General features: G+C 72.5%; 15 protein-coding genes and 1 pseudogene. 7 read left to right on the top strand and 9 right to left on the bottom strand.

The window, feature by feature from the left end:
- The first annotated feature begins 192 nt into the window (after positions 1-192).
- Both ACFVGY_RS14310 and ACFVGY_RS14305 read left to right on the top strand, forming a co-directional pair.
- Complete coding sequence (locus ACFVGY_RS14310) at positions 193-2,211, top strand: WD40 repeat domain-containing serine/threonine protein kinase (protein ID WP_385676044.1); 2,019 nt, start codon at positions 193-195, stop codon at positions 2,209-2,211.
- 702 nt (positions 2,212-2,913) lie between these two features.
- A complete protein-coding gene (locus ACFVGY_RS14305; RefSeq protein ID WP_385676041.1) occupies positions 2,914-3,420 on the top strand; it encodes a TspO/MBR family protein in 507 nt (168 codons plus the stop codon).
- Positions 3,421-3,927: 507 nt separating this feature from the next.
- On the opposite strand, the gene ACFVGY_RS14300 is transcribed toward ACFVGY_RS14305, so the two are convergent.
- The 5 genes and pseudogenes from ACFVGY_RS14300 to ACFVGY_RS14280 all read right to left on the bottom strand — a co-directional run bounded on the left by ACFVGY_RS14300 (position 3,928) and on the right by ACFVGY_RS14280 (position 7,006).
- Positions 3,928-4,437 (bottom strand): hypothetical protein, encoded by a 510-nt coding sequence (locus ACFVGY_RS14300; protein WP_385676039.1) that lies wholly within the window; start codon positions 4,435-4,437, stop codon positions 3,928-3,930.
- Between the two features lie 22 nt (positions 4,438-4,459).
- Positions 4,460-5,530, bottom strand: coding sequence for a MerR family transcriptional regulator (locus tag ACFVGY_RS14295; RefSeq protein WP_385676036.1), 1,071 nt, complete (start codon positions 5,528-5,530; stop codon positions 4,460-4,462).
- A gap of 132 nt (positions 5,531-5,662) precedes the next feature.
- A pseudogene (locus ACFVGY_RS14290) lies at positions 5,663-5,905 on the bottom strand (transposase); the annotation flags it as partial.
- A 194-nt stretch (positions 5,906-6,099) separates the two neighbouring features.
- Positions 6,100-6,792: a hypothetical protein gene (locus ACFVGY_RS14285; protein WP_385676033.1), complete on the bottom strand. Its 693-nt coding sequence runs from the start codon at positions 6,790-6,792 to the stop codon at positions 6,100-6,102.
- A 67-nt stretch (positions 6,793-6,859) separates the two neighbouring features.
- On the bottom strand, positions 6,860-7,006 hold the full coding sequence (locus tag ACFVGY_RS14280; protein ID WP_385676031.1) for a hypothetical protein: 147 nt from the start codon (positions 7,004-7,006) through the stop codon (positions 6,860-6,862).
- 366 nt (positions 7,007-7,372) lie between these two features.
- Between ACFVGY_RS14280 and ACFVGY_RS14275 the strand changes: the two genes are divergently transcribed.
- Positions 7,373-7,903 (top strand): NUDIX hydrolase, encoded by a 531-nt coding sequence (locus tag ACFVGY_RS14275; protein WP_385676028.1) that lies wholly within the window; start codon positions 7,373-7,375, stop codon positions 7,901-7,903.
- Between the two features lie 252 nt (positions 7,904-8,155).
- Here the strand turns inward: ACFVGY_RS14275 and ACFVGY_RS14270 are convergent, their stop codons facing one another.
- The 4 genes from ACFVGY_RS14270 to ACFVGY_RS14255 form a co-directional block, all read right to left on the bottom strand.
- Entirely contained in the window at positions 8,156-8,641 is a 486-nt protein-coding gene (locus ACFVGY_RS14270) for an iron chaperone (protein WP_385676025.1), read from the bottom strand.
- Between the two features lie 53 nt (positions 8,642-8,694).
- Positions 8,695-9,360 carry a glyoxalase gene (locus tag ACFVGY_RS14265; protein WP_385676022.1) on the bottom strand — a complete coding sequence of 222 codons (666 nt, stop codon included), beginning with the start codon at positions 9,358-9,360 and terminating at the stop codon, positions 8,695-8,697.
- On the bottom strand, positions 9,360-9,881 hold the full coding sequence (locus ACFVGY_RS14260; protein WP_385676020.1) for a helix-turn-helix transcriptional regulator: 522 nt from the start codon (positions 9,879-9,881) through the stop codon (positions 9,360-9,362). Before ACFVGY_RS14260 ends, ACFVGY_RS14265 begins: the two co-directional genes overlap by 1 nt.
- 174 nt (positions 9,882-10,055) lie before the next feature.
- Entirely contained in the window at positions 10,056-10,466 is a 411-nt protein-coding gene (locus tag ACFVGY_RS14255) for a VOC family protein (protein ID WP_327277661.1), read from the bottom strand.
- A 100-nt stretch (positions 10,467-10,566) separates the two neighbouring features.
- Between ACFVGY_RS14255 and ACFVGY_RS14250 the strand changes: the two genes are divergently transcribed.
- The 4 genes from ACFVGY_RS14250 to ACFVGY_RS14235 all read left to right on the top strand — a co-directional run bounded on the left by ACFVGY_RS14250 (position 10,567) and on the right by ACFVGY_RS14235 (position 16,517).
- Positions 10,567-11,169 carry a hypothetical protein gene (locus tag ACFVGY_RS14250; protein WP_385676017.1) on the top strand — a complete coding sequence of 201 codons (603 nt, stop codon included), beginning with the start codon at positions 10,567-10,569 and terminating at the stop codon, positions 11,167-11,169.
- 344 nt (positions 11,170-11,513) lie between these two features.
- On the top strand, positions 11,514-14,678 hold the full coding sequence (locus ACFVGY_RS14245; protein ID WP_385676014.1) for a condensation domain-containing protein: 3,165 nt from the start codon (positions 11,514-11,516) through the stop codon (positions 14,676-14,678).
- Entirely contained in the window at positions 14,675-16,099 is a 1,425-nt protein-coding gene (locus ACFVGY_RS14240) for a hypothetical protein (RefSeq protein ID WP_385676011.1), read from the top strand. Before ACFVGY_RS14245 ends, ACFVGY_RS14240 begins: the two co-directional genes overlap by 4 nt.
- A 70-nt stretch (positions 16,100-16,169) precedes the next feature.
- The gene (locus ACFVGY_RS14235; RefSeq protein ID WP_385676008.1) at positions 16,170-16,517 is read left to right on the top strand and encodes a phosphopantetheine-binding protein; all 348 of its coding nucleotides are present in this window, start codon (positions 16,170-16,172) and stop codon (positions 16,515-16,517) included.
- Positions 16,518-16,530 lie beyond the last annotated feature (13 nt).

Raw genomic sequence — 16,530 nt, 5'->3', positions numbered from 1 at the left:
TCCCGATCCGCTCCCGGGCCTCTTCCCTTGCGCGCAGCCGTGCCTTCAGGCCGTCGCAGTCCGACACCAGCCAGCCCCCTTCCGGGCGCCGTGCCGCCCGTTGCGGAAGGTGTTCCTTCACCGTTCCACGTTTCGGTGACGAATCCCCGGGACCGGCGCGGTTGAGGCCCCGGCGGTCCTACAGTGACCGCCATGACGGGGGCAGGGGCACGCCTGGTGGGCGGGCGCTACAGGCTGATCGAGCTGGTCGGACAGGGCGGCATGGGGCGGGTGTGGCGCGGTCACGACACCACGCTGGAGCGGCAGGTCGCGGTCAAGCAGGTCCTGCTTCCCGAGGGCGTCGCGCCCGACGAGCGAGAGCAGTTGCTCCGGCGGACCCTGCGCGAGGCCCAGGTGGCCGCCCAGCTCAACCACCCGGGCATCATCACCGTCCACGACGTGGTCGAGGACACGGGTGCCCCCTGGATCGTCATGGAGTTCGTTGCCGGCCGGTCCCTCGGCGCGCTGGTCGAACAGGACGGCAGACTGCCGTGGGAACGGGTCGCGGCCATCGGCGCGGAGATGGCCGACGCACTCGCGCAGGCCCATGCCGCCAGGGTCGTGCACCGGGACCTGAAGCCCGACAACGTCCTTGTCCAGGGCCGCCGTACGATCATCACCGACTTCGGCATCGCCCGGGTCCTGGACGGCTCCGGTGAAACGACGAGGCTGACGCGCACGGGGCTCATCGTCGGCACCCCCCAGTACATGCCGCCCGAGCAGCTCGAAGGCGGGGACGCGGGTGCACCAGGCGACATCTGGTCGCTGGGAGCCACGCTGTACGCCGCCGTCGAGGGCACCGCACCTTTCACCGCGCCCAGCCTGATGTCGTTGTTCCACGCCATCATGACGAAGCCGCTGCCACCGGCCAGGAACGCGGGGCGGCTCGCCCCGCTCCTGGAGGAGCTGCTGGCAAAGGACCCGGAGAAGCGGCCCACCGCCGCCGCGCTCGCCGAGCGGCTGGGTGCGGTCCCGGGCCCGCGCACGCAGCCCGACCAGCGCCCCGCCGAGCCGCGTCAGGTGCACCTCCTCTCCACCGTCACGGCGCCGCCGGCCCCACTGCGGCCAGCGGTCCACCCGCCCACCGTCCCCGCGAGCGAGCCAGTTCGGGTGCCGGCGCCGGTGTCACCCGCACCCGCACCGGCGCCACGCGTGTCGCCCCGGCCGTCGGCCGCCCGCCCGCCCCGCAGGCCCGGCCGCCGGGCCGTCCTGTGTGCGGGGGCCGCCGCTGTCCTCGGTGCCGGCGGCGCCGCGTGGGCGTGGAAGTCCCGCACACCAGGCTCAGACCGGGCCTGTGTCGCCACCCTCACCGGCCATAGGTACCTGATCAACTCCTTGGCGTTCAGCCCGGACGGGAAGGCACTCGCCAGCGCTGGCGACGACAAGACGGTGCGCCTCTGGGACGTGACGGCCCACGCCCACCTGGCCACGCTGACCGGCCATACCGACATGGTGTTGTCGGTGGCGTTCCACCCCGACGGAAAGACCCTGGCCACCGCAAGCGCCGACAAGACGGTGCGCTTGTGGGACGCCGCGGCCCGCAAGGCGGTGGCCACGCTCACCGGCCACAGCGCCCGGGCCCGGGCCGTGGCGTTCGATCCCACCGGGAAGACGCTCGCCAGCGGCGGTCAGGACGGCGCGGTCCTGCTGTGGAACGTGACGGCACGGACCCGCACCAGAAGCCTCGACGTTCCGGGCGGCATCGTGCACACGGTGGCCTTCAGCTCTGACGGGAAGACCCTCGCCGCCACCGCGGGATTCGGCCCCGCCGCCCGCCGGTGGGACATGAGGTCCATGCAGGGCACCAACCTCGCCGCAAACCACGGCCACACAGAGTCGATCTCCCTCAGTCCCGACGGAAAGACCCTGGCGCTCTCAGAACCCTACGCCACCGCTTCCCTTTGGAACCTGGCCTCCGGGACCCTGACCGGCACGCTCCCCAAAGTCCACACCGACATCGTCAACATGGTTTCCTTCAGCCCCGATGGCAAGACCCTGGCCACCGCCAGCGACGACCGGACCATCCGGCTGTGGGACACGGCCTCCCTGGAGCGCATCGCCACGCTCACCGGCCACGGCGACCAGGTGAACTCCGTGGCCTTCAGCCCCGACGGGACCCTGCTCGCCAGCGGCAGCCGGGACAAGACCGTCCGGCTGTGGGCCCTGACCTGAGTCCCTCCCGTCCGGTCGGTGGTGGTCGACGTGCTCGATCGTGTCCGGCCGGGAGCGGACCCGCTCTGCATGCGCTGGTCCGCGCCCGTCGGCAGCATCCGGCCTCCTCCCAGTGCCGGCGCAGCTTGTGCACGTGTCGTGGACGTCCTCGGTGCGGCGGTCGATCTCCAGCGGCAGCACCGGATCGTCGTAGCCGATGTCGAGCAGCTCCCCGGTATCCGGGGCGCACTTCTCCTCGCGCAGCACCGGGATCCGTATGCCCTTCGGCTCCAGCAGCCTCTTCACCTCGCTTGGTGAGCACCCACCCGTGCCGCTGGTCCCAAGGGCGCGCCCGTTGCGGATGCGCTGCCCGGTCGGGATGGTCCGGCCGGCCGCTGGCCGGAGCCGGGCCAGCCGACCAGGCGCGACGAGGCCACCGGCGAGCACGAGAACGGCCTCGGAGACTGCGGGTGAGAAGCGGCCGATGCCCGCCCCTGGTCCGGCTCGCCGAACACCGCCGTGAGAACCCGGGGCGCGCGGCCACGTCCGCTGCTGTCGTTGAAGCTCTGGCGGGGGTGGGAGCCGGGTGGGCCGCCTGCCCGGCCGCGGCTCCGTTCAGTGCCCGCACTCCCGGTCGGCCAGCGGGCCTGCCGGGTCCGCGTTCGGGCGACGCGAGCGGCAGGTCCGGTAGGCGGCCGGTCACGTGGGGGAAGGCATTGTTCCATGAGGGTGATCAGTGCACGCGATGACCGCGCGGCCGTTTCCGGGCGGTGGTGGCGCTACGGCGGGGCGGCGGCCGCAGTTGCGTCGGCAGCGTTGGCGGGGTCGATGGTGGTCGATGCGGACGGCTCCTGGTACCGGACGCTACGCAAGCCCCCGTGGCAGCCTCCGCCGCGAACCTTCGGCCTGGTGTGGACGCCGCTGTACGCCTCGATCGCCTTCGCCTGCGGACACGCGCTCGGCCGTGCGCGGGGCAGGGAGCGGGCTGCGATCGCTGCCCGCTTCGGGGCGAACCTGGCGTTGAACGCCGGGTGGTCCTGGCTGTTCTTCGGCTGCCGCAGCCCGCGGGCCGGACTGGCCGGCACGCTGCTGCTCGACCTCAGCAACGCCGAACTGATCCGGAGCACCGCCCGCAGGGATCCGACGGCCGCCCGCGCCATGCTGCCGTACGCCGCCTGGTGCGCGTTCGCCACTGGTCTGAACGCCTCCATCGCCCGACGCAATCCCTGACACGCCCGGCCGAGCCGGAGGCCACCGCGCTGGGAGGCCGTGTCGTAGCCGGCGGATGAGGTGGTCGGGGTCGGTGAACGCGGTGTTGGCCTGGCTGGTCCGGCGGAAGGGCCGGGGCCCGCAAGCAGGGTGACCTGCTGAAGGAACCACCAGGTGGTGTGTTCCCCGCCAGAAGCTCGGCTCCCGCGGCGGCCGGCCACCGCGCTTCCGCGCAGTCGACTATCGCGAGCGCCATGCAGTCACGTGCGGGATCAACCGACTCAAGAGGCACCGCGCTGTCGCCACCCGCTACGACGAGCTCATCCAGCAGCACGTTCGACGAATCGGCGTCGGTTGGGGCCGGCCTCGGCCAGGTGCCTGCTCGCGGTCCTTCTGCCGATCGGCGTTCCGACTTGGGATTGCTCGAGGGTGATTCTGGCCGCGGACCACTTGTGGGTGCGGCGTGGTTCTTCGGTGAGGTCGAGGATCTCGGACGTGTCGCGGGGGGCTGGAGTGCATTCCTGTGTGTCACGCAGCGGAACCAGGCGCTGAGGCTCGCCGTGACCGGTCCCGCCGGGCGATAGCCACAGCGACCTCTTGGATGGCGCCGCGAAGAAGGTCACCGTAGGGATCGTGAGGGAGGCTGGGGGCGTGCGTCTTGGCCGCGTTGATGTGCTCGGTGGCGGCTTCGAAGGAGCCGAGTCGGCGGTAGTTGTCGGCGAGGTTGAGGTGCAGGGAGGGATAGAAAGCAGCGATGTGGAGGCCCGCGTGGTGCTCCTGGACGCGCTGCTCGGTCACGGCGTCGGCAGCATCGAGGGCCCGGATGTCCCAGACGAGGGACTGGGCGGGATCTTCGTAGAGATCTGCCAGGTGGTGGGCGAGCGAGCAGCGGTGCAGCGGGTCACCGGTGACCCCGATCGCAGACCACAGGCCCAGCAGTTTGTGGCGGGCGGAGGCGCTGTTGCCGGCTCGGCCCTCGGCGACGGCGTGGCCTATTGCTTCCATGGTCGGGTCGGGGCTGGCGGGTGCGGTGGTCATGGATGGTCCTCGGGCGTCTTTCTCAGGTGGAGTGGTGGGACTTGATGGGCATGGCCAGGGTGGTGAGATCGCCGCGGTCGGCGGAGCGGATCGCGACAGGCTGGTCGTGTCCCCGTAGGTCGAGCAGTACGTCGGGGCCGATGGCCGTGCTCACGGCGGGATAGAGCGTGGTCAGCTCGAACCAGATCTGGAGGGCCTGGCCCGCCGCGGTGGCCGGGAGTGGGATGTCGGGGTGCCCGTCGTCCGCTGACATGACGCTCACCCCGTGGTCAGCAACATGCAGCCCGATGCGCTCGCCGGGGTGCTCTTCCAGGGCTCGCAGGAGCAGGTCCTTCGAGACGGTCGCACGAGTCGTGACCTCGCCCAATGACGCGAGCATCAGCCGATAGTCGGGAAACTCCTCGGGCAGCAACCGACAGTGCCGGTCCGCGCGGTCGGCCACGCGGAACCAGATCCCGTTCGAGACCGCTTCCAGTCGCACCAGCGGGCTGCGGCGGCTCGCCGCGACCGCAGCCCGCAGTTCGTCGCCATTGACCGTGCCGGCCCACGTCTGGCTCGGTGGTTCAACCGGCACCAGGGTTCGAGTGGAGAGTCGGTATCGGTCCGTCGCGGTCAGGGTGACCGCCTCATGACCTGCCTCGATGCGCAGACCGGCGAGTGCCGGCATCCCGGGACCATGCGCGGCCGCGGTCAGGACCTGCTCGACCGCATCCGCCAGCACAGGACCCTTCACCACCGCAATGGGAAGACCTGGCGCATTGCCGAGCGCAGACTTGATGACAGCAGCCTTCTGCTGCACGGCCGCCGCATCCCCAACGACCTTGGCGACGTGCTCATCGAGCAGCCGGGAGGCCTCGTCGGTCCCGGAACCAAGTACGGCCTCGACAACAGCCAGGGGCATAGCGAGCTCTCGAAGCTGACGCAGCGCGGTCGCCCGAGCCACCTGGTCAGTGCTGTAGTAGCGGTAGCCCGAGACCGGGTCGACCTCGGCTGGGGGCAGCAGCCCGGAGTCGGCATAGAACCGCAACGCGCTGGAGGTCAGACCACTGCGGTGCGCGAAGGCCCCGATCGGCATCAGCTCATCATTTGGCACCGCGCCATCATGAGGTTTCAACCAACTCGAAGGTCAACAGCGACGAGCAGCGACACCAACCTCATGGCCAGCAACAGCTAAGGGCTGTCCCGTAAATGATCTATGGCATGCCGGTTGACCAGCATGTTTCCGTCACCTGGCGAGGATGAGGTTGTGGAGGCGTGCGATGCCACGCATGGCGTGGTGGACGCCGTCGCCCTTGAGGCGGCAGTCGCGCAGGATCTTCCAGGTCTTCATGCGGGCGAAGGCGTGCTCGACGCGGGCTCGGACTTTGCGGTGGGAGGTGTTGTGTTCCTCTTTCCAGGCCGGGGGTTCGGGGTGCCCCGGTTATCCGCCGTCCGCGATCACCGTGGTGTTGCCGATGGCAGCCTTCGCGTACGCCAAGAGCCGGGCCCCCTGAGAGGGCTCCGGGTCTGCTGGCAGTCTCGCGCGCCAGCGCGATCGTGCGGTTTCCCTGGGAGTGGGCGGTAGGGCCCCGCCCTGCTGCCGCCTCAGCCCGCGCAACCAGATGACGGCACATCAGACATCTCCCCGGAGGGGCACCTCCTCTCAGCCGTTGCCGGACGGCTTCACTCCCTGCCCAGCCCCTCCGCGTACTCGGTGAGCTGACTTTCCTGGTCCCAGGTCAAGTGCCGGATCTCCCAGATCAGTGCGGCTGTGTCGACCACCTCGGGTGAGAGGTCGCGGCTACCCGCCGACGGGCGGAGGCCGGTCAGCTCGGCCAGCACGACGACCGGTACGCCGAGCATCGCGGCGAAGCCGTCGAGCATCTCTGCATCCAGCGGCTTGGCGCCTCGCCCCACCGCGCCAATCGTCGAAGCCGCCTTGCAGACACCGGACATCAGACACATCGCCTTGGCCGTCCCCAACCAGTTCAGGTTACGGAGCGCGAGCATCCGGAGAAGGAGCGAGCCGAAGCCAGGTGGGTACTGCTCGTGCGGGCGGGGCTTCCAAGGAGTGAGCGTGCCCGCTGGTGCGGTCATGCAGCGTGCACGGGTGCGCAGCAGTTGCCGACCGGACACGGGCAGGGCGAGGGAGCACGGCACCAGGGAACTGGAAGCGCCGGCCGTCTCGTCGAAGAGCCACGCGGTCTCAGGTACGGGGAGGTCCGCGACGAGCAGGAGGTCGTGGGTGTGCAGCCCGGTCCGCTCCGCGAGGCCGTCGAGGAACTCCTCGGTCGCAGGCCATGTGGCCGAGAGGCCGACCGCGTCCGCGAGGCGCGCCAGACGTACGTCGGGTTCGGGATATGGCGAGGGTTCCATGGTCACCACGGCTTCGGTCGGGGATGTTCAGTCGTGTCGGTCCCGCGGGTACATCCTCCACGAGGCCTTACCCAGCGGTCAGGTGCCCGGTCAGGGCTTCTTCGGCCCGGGGTGACAGGCCCAGGGCCTTCTCGGGGAACGCCCAGCCGTGCGCCGGGAAGGCCGCGCGGGTGACGTCCTTCAAGGGCGTGAACCCCTCCGTGTCCAGCGGCATATAGTGACCGGAGAAGTTCTCGAGCCGAGTGAACACGCCGCCAGGACCCCAGACGAAGTCGCCGCCGTGAGCGCGGGCTTGCGCTCGGCCAGCGAGGTGTGTCCCGCGCCGCGGTTGACGGCACGCATGTCGTCGACGTGCACGGCGCGCAGTGAACCGTCCAAGCGAACAATGAAGACGTATTCGACGGGGGACGGGAGTGTGGAGGCCGGGCAGGCCTGCGAGAAAGTTCCCGCCGTTATGGGACTGGAACGACTGGGCTGCGCCGGGCGGCACAAGACCAGGCCCGCCGGCGGTCGCAGGAGTCTGGCCCACCGAAAGAACACGCCGATGTCCGACCCGATGATCCCTGAGAGAAGGCACGACATGCGATGGACCGTTCACGGCGAGCGCACGCTCTACGACACCCCGTGGATGCGGCTGCGTTCCCTGGACGTGGAGCAGCCGGACGGCGCCCGCACCGATTACCACGTCGTACGGCTGCGGGACCTCGCCGTCGCGGCGGCCGTCGACGAGCAGCAGCGCGTGCTGATGATGTGGCGCCACCGCTTCGTCACGGACACCTGGGCCTGGGAGCTGCCCATGGGTCTGGTCGAGGACGGTGAGAGCCCTGAGATTGCCGCAGCCCGGGAGTTGGAGGAGGAGACCGGGTGGCGTCCGGAGGCCGTACGTGCGCTGATCTACGCACAGCCGGCGGCCGGGATCACCGACAGCCGGCACTTCGTGTTCCGCGCGGACGGGGTTCGGCGTATCGGCGAGCCCACCGAGCGCAACGAGTCGGACCGGCTGGAATGGATCCCGCTGACCGACATCCCCGGCATGATCGCCCGACGGGAGATCGTCAGCAGCGCGACACTGGTGGGCTTGATGGCGCTGCTGCTGGACCTCAAGGCCTGAGCCGGCCAGCCAACGGCAAGGCGCGGCCCCCGGCTACCGGGGCCGCGCTTCGGCCGCGCTCTCAGTCGTCGGCACCGCCGGGCACCGCGGCCGCGCCCGCTGGCACCCGTGCGTGACGGCGTCAGTCTTGACGCCGGGCGGCCCGTGCAACGCTAGCCCTGTGCGTTTGGTCAGGGACCGGAGCAGTCGCCACCCCGCTGCTTCGTCGAGCTGACCGCCGTACGCCGGGTGCGTCCGTCGAGGTGGCCGGCCTCAGCCCACCGCCCTCCTGACCAGCGCGCTGATGCGCTCTTCGTCGGCCGTGGTCAGCTCCCTCACGGCGTAGGCGGTCGCCCACATGGCGCCGTCGTCGAGTGCCGCCTGGTCGCTGAAGCCGAGCGTGGCGTACCTCGACTTGAACTTCTCCGCGCTCTGGAAGTGGCAGACGACCTTGCCGTCCCTGGCGTACGCGGGCATCCCGTACCAGAGCCTGGGCGCGAGGTCCGGAGCGGCGGTCTTGATGATCTCGTGGATCCGCTCGGCGAGGACGCGGTCCGCGTCCGGCATCTCGGCGATCTTCGCGAGCACGTCCCGCTCCCCCGCCGCCTCCTTTGCCGCCCGGGACGAACCGCGCCGTGCCACCGCCTTCTTCTGCTCGCGCGCGTGCTCCTTCATCGCGGCCCGCTCCTCGGCGGTGAATCCGTTGTACTGCTCGGTGGTCGTGCCGGAGACCTCGGCGGGCGACTTCTTGGACGGCATGACACGTTTCCTCTCGTACAGGGTCGAGCGGGGCGGGAGTGCGGGGCCGGGAGTCAGGACCGCGTGGGGGCGAGCGACGCGGCGGCCTCCCAGGCGAAACCGTCCGGGTCGGTGAAGGCGTCGGCGGTGCTGCCGAGGACGATGCGGTGCGAGCCGGTGCCGTCGGCGGGGACGCCGAGGTCCTTGGCAAGGGCGCGGCGCTTGTACAGCGCCAGCTTGACGGGGCTGGACTGACCGGGGGCGAACTCGGCGTACTTGCCACCGAAGCTCTTGGCCACGGTCAGGCCCCGGCCGGCGTAGAACTGCCTGGTGGCCTTCACGCCCTCGACGCCGAGCAACAGGACGACCTCGTCGATCTCGCGGGTGGCAGGGCCGGTGTCCTTCCTCGCCGAGGTCGCGATCTTCCAGATCGTCCCGTCCGGGGCCTGGACGACGCCGCTGTAGCCCCACAGCGACTTCGCGGCGGGCTTCAGGACCGTGGCGCCGGCGTCCACGGCTGCGCCGACGAAGCCGTCGACGGTGGCCGGCCCGGACACCGTCAGCGCCAGGGTGAAGCCGCGGAATCCGGTGGAGTGCGCCTCGGACGCCCGCAGGCGTATGTACGTGTCCACGCCGAAGGCGCTGTAGAAGCGGCGGGCGGCCTCGGGGTCGGCCACCTCGAGGGTGACGGACGCGAGGGACGTGTGGGCTGCGGTGGAAGTGGTGGTTGCCATGACCATCACGCTAGGGGCCGAGCGGCGGCCGGGGCTTCTCGATTCCTGACCGGTCTCGAGACGTGCTTCGCCACGCACGCCGGCATCCCCTCCGCCTTGATCGCCGGCCCCGCGTCGCGGGACGTACCCGCAGCTTCGGCATGGTCGGCCGCCGCGTCCGCCGCCTGACGCCGGAAGGCCCCGGGCGGCATGCCGATCAGCTCGGTGAAGCGGGTGGTGAACGTGCCCAGCGACGCGCAGCCGACCGCGAAGCAGACCTCGGTGACGCTGAGGTCGCCCCGCCGCAGCAGCGCCGTCGCCCGCTCGATGCGACGCGTCATCAGGTACGCGTACGGCGACTCCCCGTAGGCGGCCCGGAACTGCCGACCCAGGTGCCCGGCGGACATGTTCACATCACGGGCGAGCGCCTCCACGTTCAGCGGCAGCGGGTATTCCCTGTCGATCCGATCGCGGACGCGGCGCAGTCGTGCGAGATCAGTCAGGCGCTGCGCGTGGACGCGTGCACGCCGCCATTCCGGCTTGCACATGAGAACCCTCCTTTGTCCTTCAGCTTCCATTTCCATCGACGCCTTCGAGCGTCTGGGGTGACCGCCTCGGCGGACACCCCAGACGCTCGCGGTGGTGTGGACGGGCCGGCCGGACCTCTTCCTCGTGGGTGGTCGCGATGTCGGCCCGCACAGCCGCATCGATACCCGCACGGCTCAGCGGAGCTCCTGGATGCGGACCAGGTTGCCCGCGGGGTCGCGGAACGCGCAGTCGCGGACGCCGTACGGCTGCTCGGTCGGCTCCTGGACGACCTCGGTATCACCGGCCTGCACCTTCTCGAACGTGGCATCGAGGTCCGGGGTGGCCAGCAGGATCCAGCCGTAGGTGCCCTTGGCCATCATCTCGGTGATCGTGCGGCGCTCGTCCTCGGTGATGCCGGGATCGGCGGCAGGCGGCGCCAGAAGGATCGACGTGCCCGGCTGACCGGCCGGGCCGACCGTGATCCACCGCATCCTGCCCTGCCCGACATCGCTGCGGACCTCGAAGCCGAGGACGTCGCGGTAGAAGGCGAGCGACGCATCCGGGTCGTCGTGCGGGAGAGAAGTCGTGTGAATGGTGATGTCCATGGCGAGCAGGCTAGGGGCGACTCCGTGAACCGCGCTTCTCGATTCCTGATCGATCCGGACACGGTCGCCGGGGCAGGTCGGACCGGGCAGGATGTCCGTCATGAGCTCCGAGCCCGCGCACCCCCACCCCGTCCGCCACCGCGACCACGGCACGTGGCTCGTCCAGTTCACCGACCGGATGCTCGTGGTCTGCCCGAGGTGCGGTGGCCGCGCGTCCGTGGTGCCTACGCCCGGCGTCGCAGCGCCGAAGAACTTCAGCGCCCTGCTCTTCCAGCCCCGCCGACTCGCCTGCGCCCACTGCGGCGCGGTCGCAGTATGGACGGCCGAGGAACGGGGCGCCGGCTTGGTCGGGGCGGTGCCCGGCGGCACCGAGGACCCCTTCTTCCGGCGACCGCTGTGGCTTCAGACCCGCTGTGCGGGACGGATTCTGTGGGCCTACAACGAACAGCACGTCGACGCCCTCGACACCTACGTGGGCGCCCAACTGCGCGAGCGTCACGCCTCTCCTACGATGGCGATGTTCGCCCGGCTGCCGGCCTGGATGAAGTCCGCCAAGCGTCGTGACGAGGTGCTGGCCGGCCTGGCTACCCTCCGGGTCCTTGCCCGGCTCTCGACCCCTGCAGACCGTTCCGACGCAGCCCACGAACGTGGCGACCGCCCGCGCCACCACGGCAGCATGCTCTTCCGCGGCGGCCCGTACTAGTACTCCGGCGGCGTTCGGCCATCTGGCCCGGTCAGGAGCGTCGTCATCCTACGGGCCGCGGGCGCACCGCCTGACGGCGCGCGCGTCACGTGATTGCGCCCACGTGAGCAACCGCGCGCGATCCGAACGGATGCGCCGTCAGGCCGCTCCGCTCCGGGTCGCTCCCCCTCCTCGGCTGCCGGCCGCACCGGTGGAGGAAGGCCGGGGTGGCCGAGGCTACGGGTTCGGTGGGGCGGGTGGGTCCAGACGGACACGAGGGTGTCCCCCCACGCCTGTCAGGAGCGGCCCCGGCGTCGCCCGGGACAGGATGCGAAGGCCTCGCAACCGAGTCCGAGGGGGACATCTTGATTCCGCTCTCCGTGCAGCAGGAGATCGTGTGGCTGCACCAGGAACTGGCTCCGCAGAGTTCCGCCTACCACTTCACCGCGGTCGTCGACCTCGTCGGTGAGCTCGACGTCCGGCGGCTGACGCAGAGCCTGGACGCCGTGGTGGACCACCATCCGGGCCTGCGCCTGGCGCTGGTGGACCGGGCCGGCGGCGAGCCCGGTCAGCGGATCGCCGAGGGCGTCTCGGCACGGGTCGTCGAGCACGACCTGCGGGGGTCCGCGGACCAGGAGGCGGAGTTCGGCAAGCTGGTCACCGAGCACGCCGTCGCCCCGTTCGACCTCGCCGCCGCGCCGCTGCTGCGCTGGCTGCTGGTGCGGACGGCGGACGACCGGGTCCGGCTGGTGCACACCGAGCACCACCTGATCCACGACGGCCGCTCGTTCGCGGTGTTCCTCACCGATCTCTTCGCCGCCTACGAGGCGCTGGGTGCCGGTGCCGCACCGCGTCTGGCCCCCGTCGTCGGTTACGACCGGTACGTCGCGGACTGCGCTTCCGAGGCGCACCGCGCGGAGCGCGAGGAAGCCGTCCGGTGGTGGGGCGCCGAGCTGGCGGACGCCGACTTCGGCGCCACCTTCCGCGGACTGGCCGGCAGCCTCGCCCCCCGCACCGGGTTCACCGGGGCGCAGTACCGCCAGGCGCTGCCCTCCGGCCTCGTCCGGCGGCTGCACGAGGTGGCGCGGGAGCAGGGCCACACGCCGTTCAGCGTCCTGTACGGGCTCTTCAGCGAGCTGCTGCGACGCCACGCGGGCCAGGACGACATCGTCCTCGGCACCGCGGTGGGCAACCGCCCGGGCGGCTACGAGCGCACCATCGGCATGATGGTCAACACCCTAGCGGTGCGCCTGCGCCACGAGGCCGCCTGGAGCGGTGCGGAACTGGTCGACGCGGCCATGGAGCGGCTCTTCGCGGCGCTCGACCACGAGAGCGCGCCCATCCAGCACGTGGTGCGGGAGATCGGCGCGAGCGGTGGTGCGCTGGACAATCCGCTGTTCCGGGTGATGTTCAGCCTGCACGACAGCCGGCTGCCCCGGATCGAGGTGCCGGGGCTGCGCGTCGACCTGGTCGAGGGACTCAATCCGCAGGGCTCCCGGTTCGACGTGGACGTGGTCGTCCTGCCCGGCAGGCGCTCCCTCGACGGCGCAGCGGACGACGAGCTCACCCTGGTGTGGGACTACTCCACCGAGCGCTTCGACGAAGCGGCCCTGCACACCCTGGCCGCGCGGTACGAGCGGCTGCTCGCCTCCTACCTGGATGCTCCCGGCACGCCCGTACGGAGCCTCGCGATGGTGGACGGGACGCCCGTGCCGGCCGCCGCACCGGCTGCGGAAACGATTCCCGAACTGGGCGGGCGCCTCGCGGCCGCCTTCGCCGCCCATGCGGACCGCACCGCGCTGCGCCACGGCACCGAGGAGCTCAGCTACGCCGGCCTTGCGGCGCGCGTCGACGCCCGGGTCCGGGAACTCACCGCCGGAGGCGTCCGCCCCGGCCATGTGGTGGCGTCCTGGCTGCCGCGCGGCCCCGAGGCCGTCGTCCAGCTGCTCGCCTGCCTGCGCGCCGGGTTCGTCCACGCGCCGCTGCCGGAGAACGCACCCGCCGCCCGTGTGGCCGCCATGGTCCGCCGGCTGCGCCCGGCCGTGCTGTACGCGCCGGAGCGTGCGGCCCTGGGCGGGGCCGACGCCGGCGGGATCCGGCCGACCGTGCCCGGCGAAGACCCGGCCGGTGGCGTCCCGGCCGGGGCCCGCCGCCTGGAGGCCGCGTACGTCATCCACACCTCGGGCTCGACGGGCGTGCCCAAGGCCGTGGCCGTGCCCCTCGACTCGCTGTCCGCAGCCGTGGACGCGGCCGTCGGCGCCTACGGGCTGCACGCGCAGGACCGGGTCCTGCAGTTCACCGCCCCGGCCTTCGACGTCTTCCTCGAGGAGGTGCTGCCCGCCCTGGTCGTCGGTGCGGCCCTGGTCCTGCCCAGGACCGAGGTGCCCGCCGGCCCCGACCTGGCGGCGCTGGTCACCGCCCGCGGAGTGACCGTCCTCAACCTTCCCACCGGCTATCTGTCCGGTGTGGCCGCCGAGTTCGCCGATGCCCTCGGCGACCGGGAGCACGAGCTGCGCCTGGTGGTCGTCGGCGGCGAGCGGCTGCCGTCCCGGCTCGTGGAGCGGATCGGGGCGATCGTGCCCGGCGGCCGGATCCTCAACGCGTACGGCGTGACGGAGGCCACGATCACCTCCGCCGTCCACGAGTGCGCCCCCGACGGGGAGGACGGGGAAGTCCCGATCGGCAGGCCGCTGCCCGGCACGGCGCTGTGCGTCGTCGACGAGGAGGGCCGCGCCCTGCCTCCCGGTGTGCCGGGCGAACTGGCCATCGGCGGTCTCGGCGCCGGGTGCTGGTACGTGGACGACCCCGAGCTGACCGGACGGCGCTTCCCGGAGCTGGCCGGACCGCCCGCGGGCCGCTACTACCGGACGGGCGACCTGGCCCACCAGCACCCGGACGGCACCTTCCGGTTCCTGGGCCGCAAGGACAACCAGATCAAGCTCCACGGTCTGCGGATCGAGCCGGAGGAGATCGAGGTCGAGGCCCGCGCCCTGCTCGGCGGTCCGGACTGCGCGGTCGTCCTCGACACCGCCCAGCCGACGGGTCCGCGTCTGGTCGGCTTCGTCGAGGCGGCGGACGAGGCGGCGCTGCAGCCGTTGTCCCGGCTGTCCGGGGCCGTGGCCCGCGGCATGCTGCCGGCGCTGTGGGTGCCGCTGCCCGCCCTGCCGCGGCTCCCCGGCAGCGGCAAGACCGACCGCAGGGCGCTGGCCCTGCGGGCCGCCGAGGCGGTGGGCGGGACGGGCGGGGCAGGCGGCGGGGCGCAGACCGGGTCCGGGTCCGGGTCCGGGTCCGGGTCCGCTGCCGACGCGGGGGTCGCCCTGGTGACCGAGGGCTTCCGGCACGTCCTGGACCGCGCCGAAGTCGGCCCGTACGACGACTTCTTCGCCGTCGGCGGCAACTCGCTGCTGGTGGCACGGCTGGCAGCGTGGCTGGAGCAGCGGACCGGCACCAGGCCGCCGATGCGCACGGTCTTCGAGAACAGCCGGCCGGTGGACCTCGCCCCGCTCCTGCCGGGCGCCGGCGCCCGATGAGCGCCCGCACCGGGGCGGGCGCGCGGTACCTGGAGCGCTTCCGCGCCCGCCACGCCGAGGAGTACCCCGCGGGCGCCACCCGCCGGATCCTGCCGGCGGCCGGCACGCAGCGCCGGTTCGCCGCGATGGCCGCGGTCTCCGGCCGGCGGCTGGCGGTACCGCTGTTCATGGCGGTACCGGCCGGACTGGTCGACGCCCGGCACCTGGACGCCGCGCTGCGCGTCCTCGCCGACCGCCACCCGGCGCTGCGCTGCCGCGTGGTCGTCGACCGCGGTCTGCCGGTCCAGGAGTGGGCCGCGGACCGTACTCCCCGGCTGGCCGTGGCACACGTGGGGTCGGCGGACGCGGCCGGGCGGGCCGCCGCCGCCGCGATCCGCGCCGTCGAGGACGGTAGGACCGCAACGGCGCTGCACACCGTGCTGCTGCGCGGCCCCGAACAGGACCTGCTGGGCTTCGTGTTCGACCATGCCGTCGTCGACGAGACCTCGCTCCGCCTCTTCACCGCCGACCTGTTCCGCGTGCTCGACGGCGGCCGGCCGGACGGGTCGGCGGACCCCGCCGGGCTCCCGGCCGGGGAGCCGGCCGGGGGCGACCCGTGGACGGCGTTCCGCGACGCGGTGTGGACGCACGTGGCGGCCGAGGCCGCCGCCGGCGACCGCGTCGGCCACTGGGTCGGCCGCCTCACGCCGGTCGCCCGGCGTTGGGCAGCGCGGCGCGCATCCGCGCCCGAGCAGCATGCGTCCGCGCCGGGGGGTGCGTCCGCGCCGGATCAGGTCCCGGGGGTCGTACGGCCGCTGGAGCCCGCTCCGCTGCCCGCCCCCGTGGGCCGTGCCCGCGCGGCGCTCTTCCCGCTCGCGCTCGCCTCGCTGCACCTGGCGCTGCGGGACACGGGCGTCGGCGCCCCCACGACCGTGGGCTACGCCTGGGGTGCACGGACGGACGCAGCAGCGCACACCGTGGGTTGCTTCATGAACACCGTGCTGTCGGCGAGTGCGTCCACGGCACCGGCCGGGAGCCCGCACGACGCGGCGCGGTTCGCGGAGCGCTTCGTCGACGCATGGTGGCAGGACGTGGACCACGCCGACGTGCCCTTCGACGAGGTCGTCGGCGCCGTGGGCCGGGCCACCCGCATCGGCTGGCCCGGTGAGGCGGACGCCCTGCTCGTCCTGGAGGACGTACGGGACCGGACGCCGCTGCGGCTGGCGGGCCGGCCGGTCGCCGAGTGGCTCCCGCCGCTGCTCTCGCCCAAGGCCGGACTCAGCGGCGCGCTGCGCCTGGACGCCGACGAGCTGCGGCTGCGGGTCCTGGTCGCCCCCGGAACGCCTGCGGCCCGGTGCGCCGACGGGATCGCCGCGGCCTGGCGGACGCGGCTGGAGGCCCTGCTCGTCGCGCACGCCGGGTCGCGCACGCCGGCGTCCTGAATCCCGCCCCGGCTCCCGACCGGAGTCCCCACCCGAGTCCCGACCACCCCCTGCGAGGAGTCCCCCGCCCATGACCGACACCGCTGACCTTCCCCTCTCCCCTCCGGACACCGGGCCGGGCCCGGTCTCCGGGTCGCCGGCGGGGGTGCCCGTCCCGGCCGGCGACGTACCCGCGCTGGTGCGCGAGAGCTGGCTGGCGTCCCTGGAGCTGACCGACTGCGCACCCGAGGACAACTTCTTCTCGCTGGGCGGGAACTCCCTGCTCGTCGCCGCGCTCATCACCAGGCTCCGAGCCCGGCTCGGCGTGGCACTGCGCATGGGCACCCTGCTGAAGAACCCGACCCTGGACGCGTTCACGGCCGCCGTGGCCGACGAGTACGGCGCGGCGCGGGCCGAGGGCCGCCCCGGCTCCCGTTGAGCCGGGCCGCTGT

It is taken from the genome of Streptomyces sp. NPDC127106 (assembly GCF_042677605.1).
Classification (GTDB): Bacteria; Actinomycetota; Actinomycetes; order Streptomycetales; family Streptomycetaceae; genus Streptomyces.
This window is presented reverse-complemented; position numbering and strand designations above follow the sequence as displayed.

Bases quoted from the DNA above. Each gene is read 5' to 3' on its own strand.
- ACFVGY_RS14255 (WP_327277661.1), bottom strand. From the start codon at position 10,466: ATGGACATCACCATTCACACGACTTCTCTCCCGCACGACGACCCGGAT.
- ACFVGY_RS14250 (WP_385676017.1), top strand. From the start codon at position 10,567: ATGAGCTCCGAGCCCGCGCACCCCCACCCCGTCCGCCACCGCGACCAC.
- ACFVGY_RS14275 (WP_385676028.1), top strand. From the start codon at position 7,373: ATGCGATGGACCGTTCACGGCGAGCGCACGCTCTACGACACCCCGTGG.
- ACFVGY_RS14305 (WP_385676041.1), top strand. From the start codon at position 2,914: ATGAGGGTGATCAGTGCACGCGATGACCGCGCGGCCGTTTCCGGGCGG.
- ACFVGY_RS14285 (WP_385676033.1), bottom strand. From the start codon at position 6,792: ATGGAACCCTCGCCATATCCCGAACCCGACGTACGTCTGGCGCGCCTC.
- ACFVGY_RS14235 (WP_385676008.1), top strand. From the start codon at position 16,170: ATGACCGACACCGCTGACCTTCCCCTCTCCCCTCCGGACACCGGGCCG.
- ACFVGY_RS14300 (WP_385676039.1), bottom strand. From the start codon at position 4,437: ATGACCACCGCACCCGCCAGCCCCGACCCGACCATGGAAGCAATAGGC.
- ACFVGY_RS14265 (WP_385676022.1), bottom strand. From the start codon at position 9,360: ATGGTCATGGCAACCACCACTTCCACCGCAGCCCACACGTCCCTCGCG.
- ACFVGY_RS14310 (WP_385676044.1), top strand. From the start codon at position 193: ATGACGGGGGCAGGGGCACGCCTGGTGGGCGGGCGCTACAGGCTGATC.
- ACFVGY_RS14240 (WP_385676011.1), top strand. From the start codon at position 14,675: ATGAGCGCCCGCACCGGGGCGGGCGCGCGGTACCTGGAGCGCTTCCGC.
- ACFVGY_RS14280 (WP_385676031.1), bottom strand. From the start codon at position 7,006: ATGCCGCTGGACACGGAGGGGTTCACGCCCTTGAAGGACGTCACCCGC.
- ACFVGY_RS14260 (WP_385676020.1), bottom strand. From the start codon at position 9,881: ATGTGCAAGCCGGAATGGCGGCGTGCACGCGTCCACGCGCAGCGCCTG.
- ACFVGY_RS14270 (WP_385676025.1), bottom strand. From the start codon at position 8,641: ATGCCGTCCAAGAAGTCGCCCGCCGAGGTCTCCGGCACGACCACCGAG.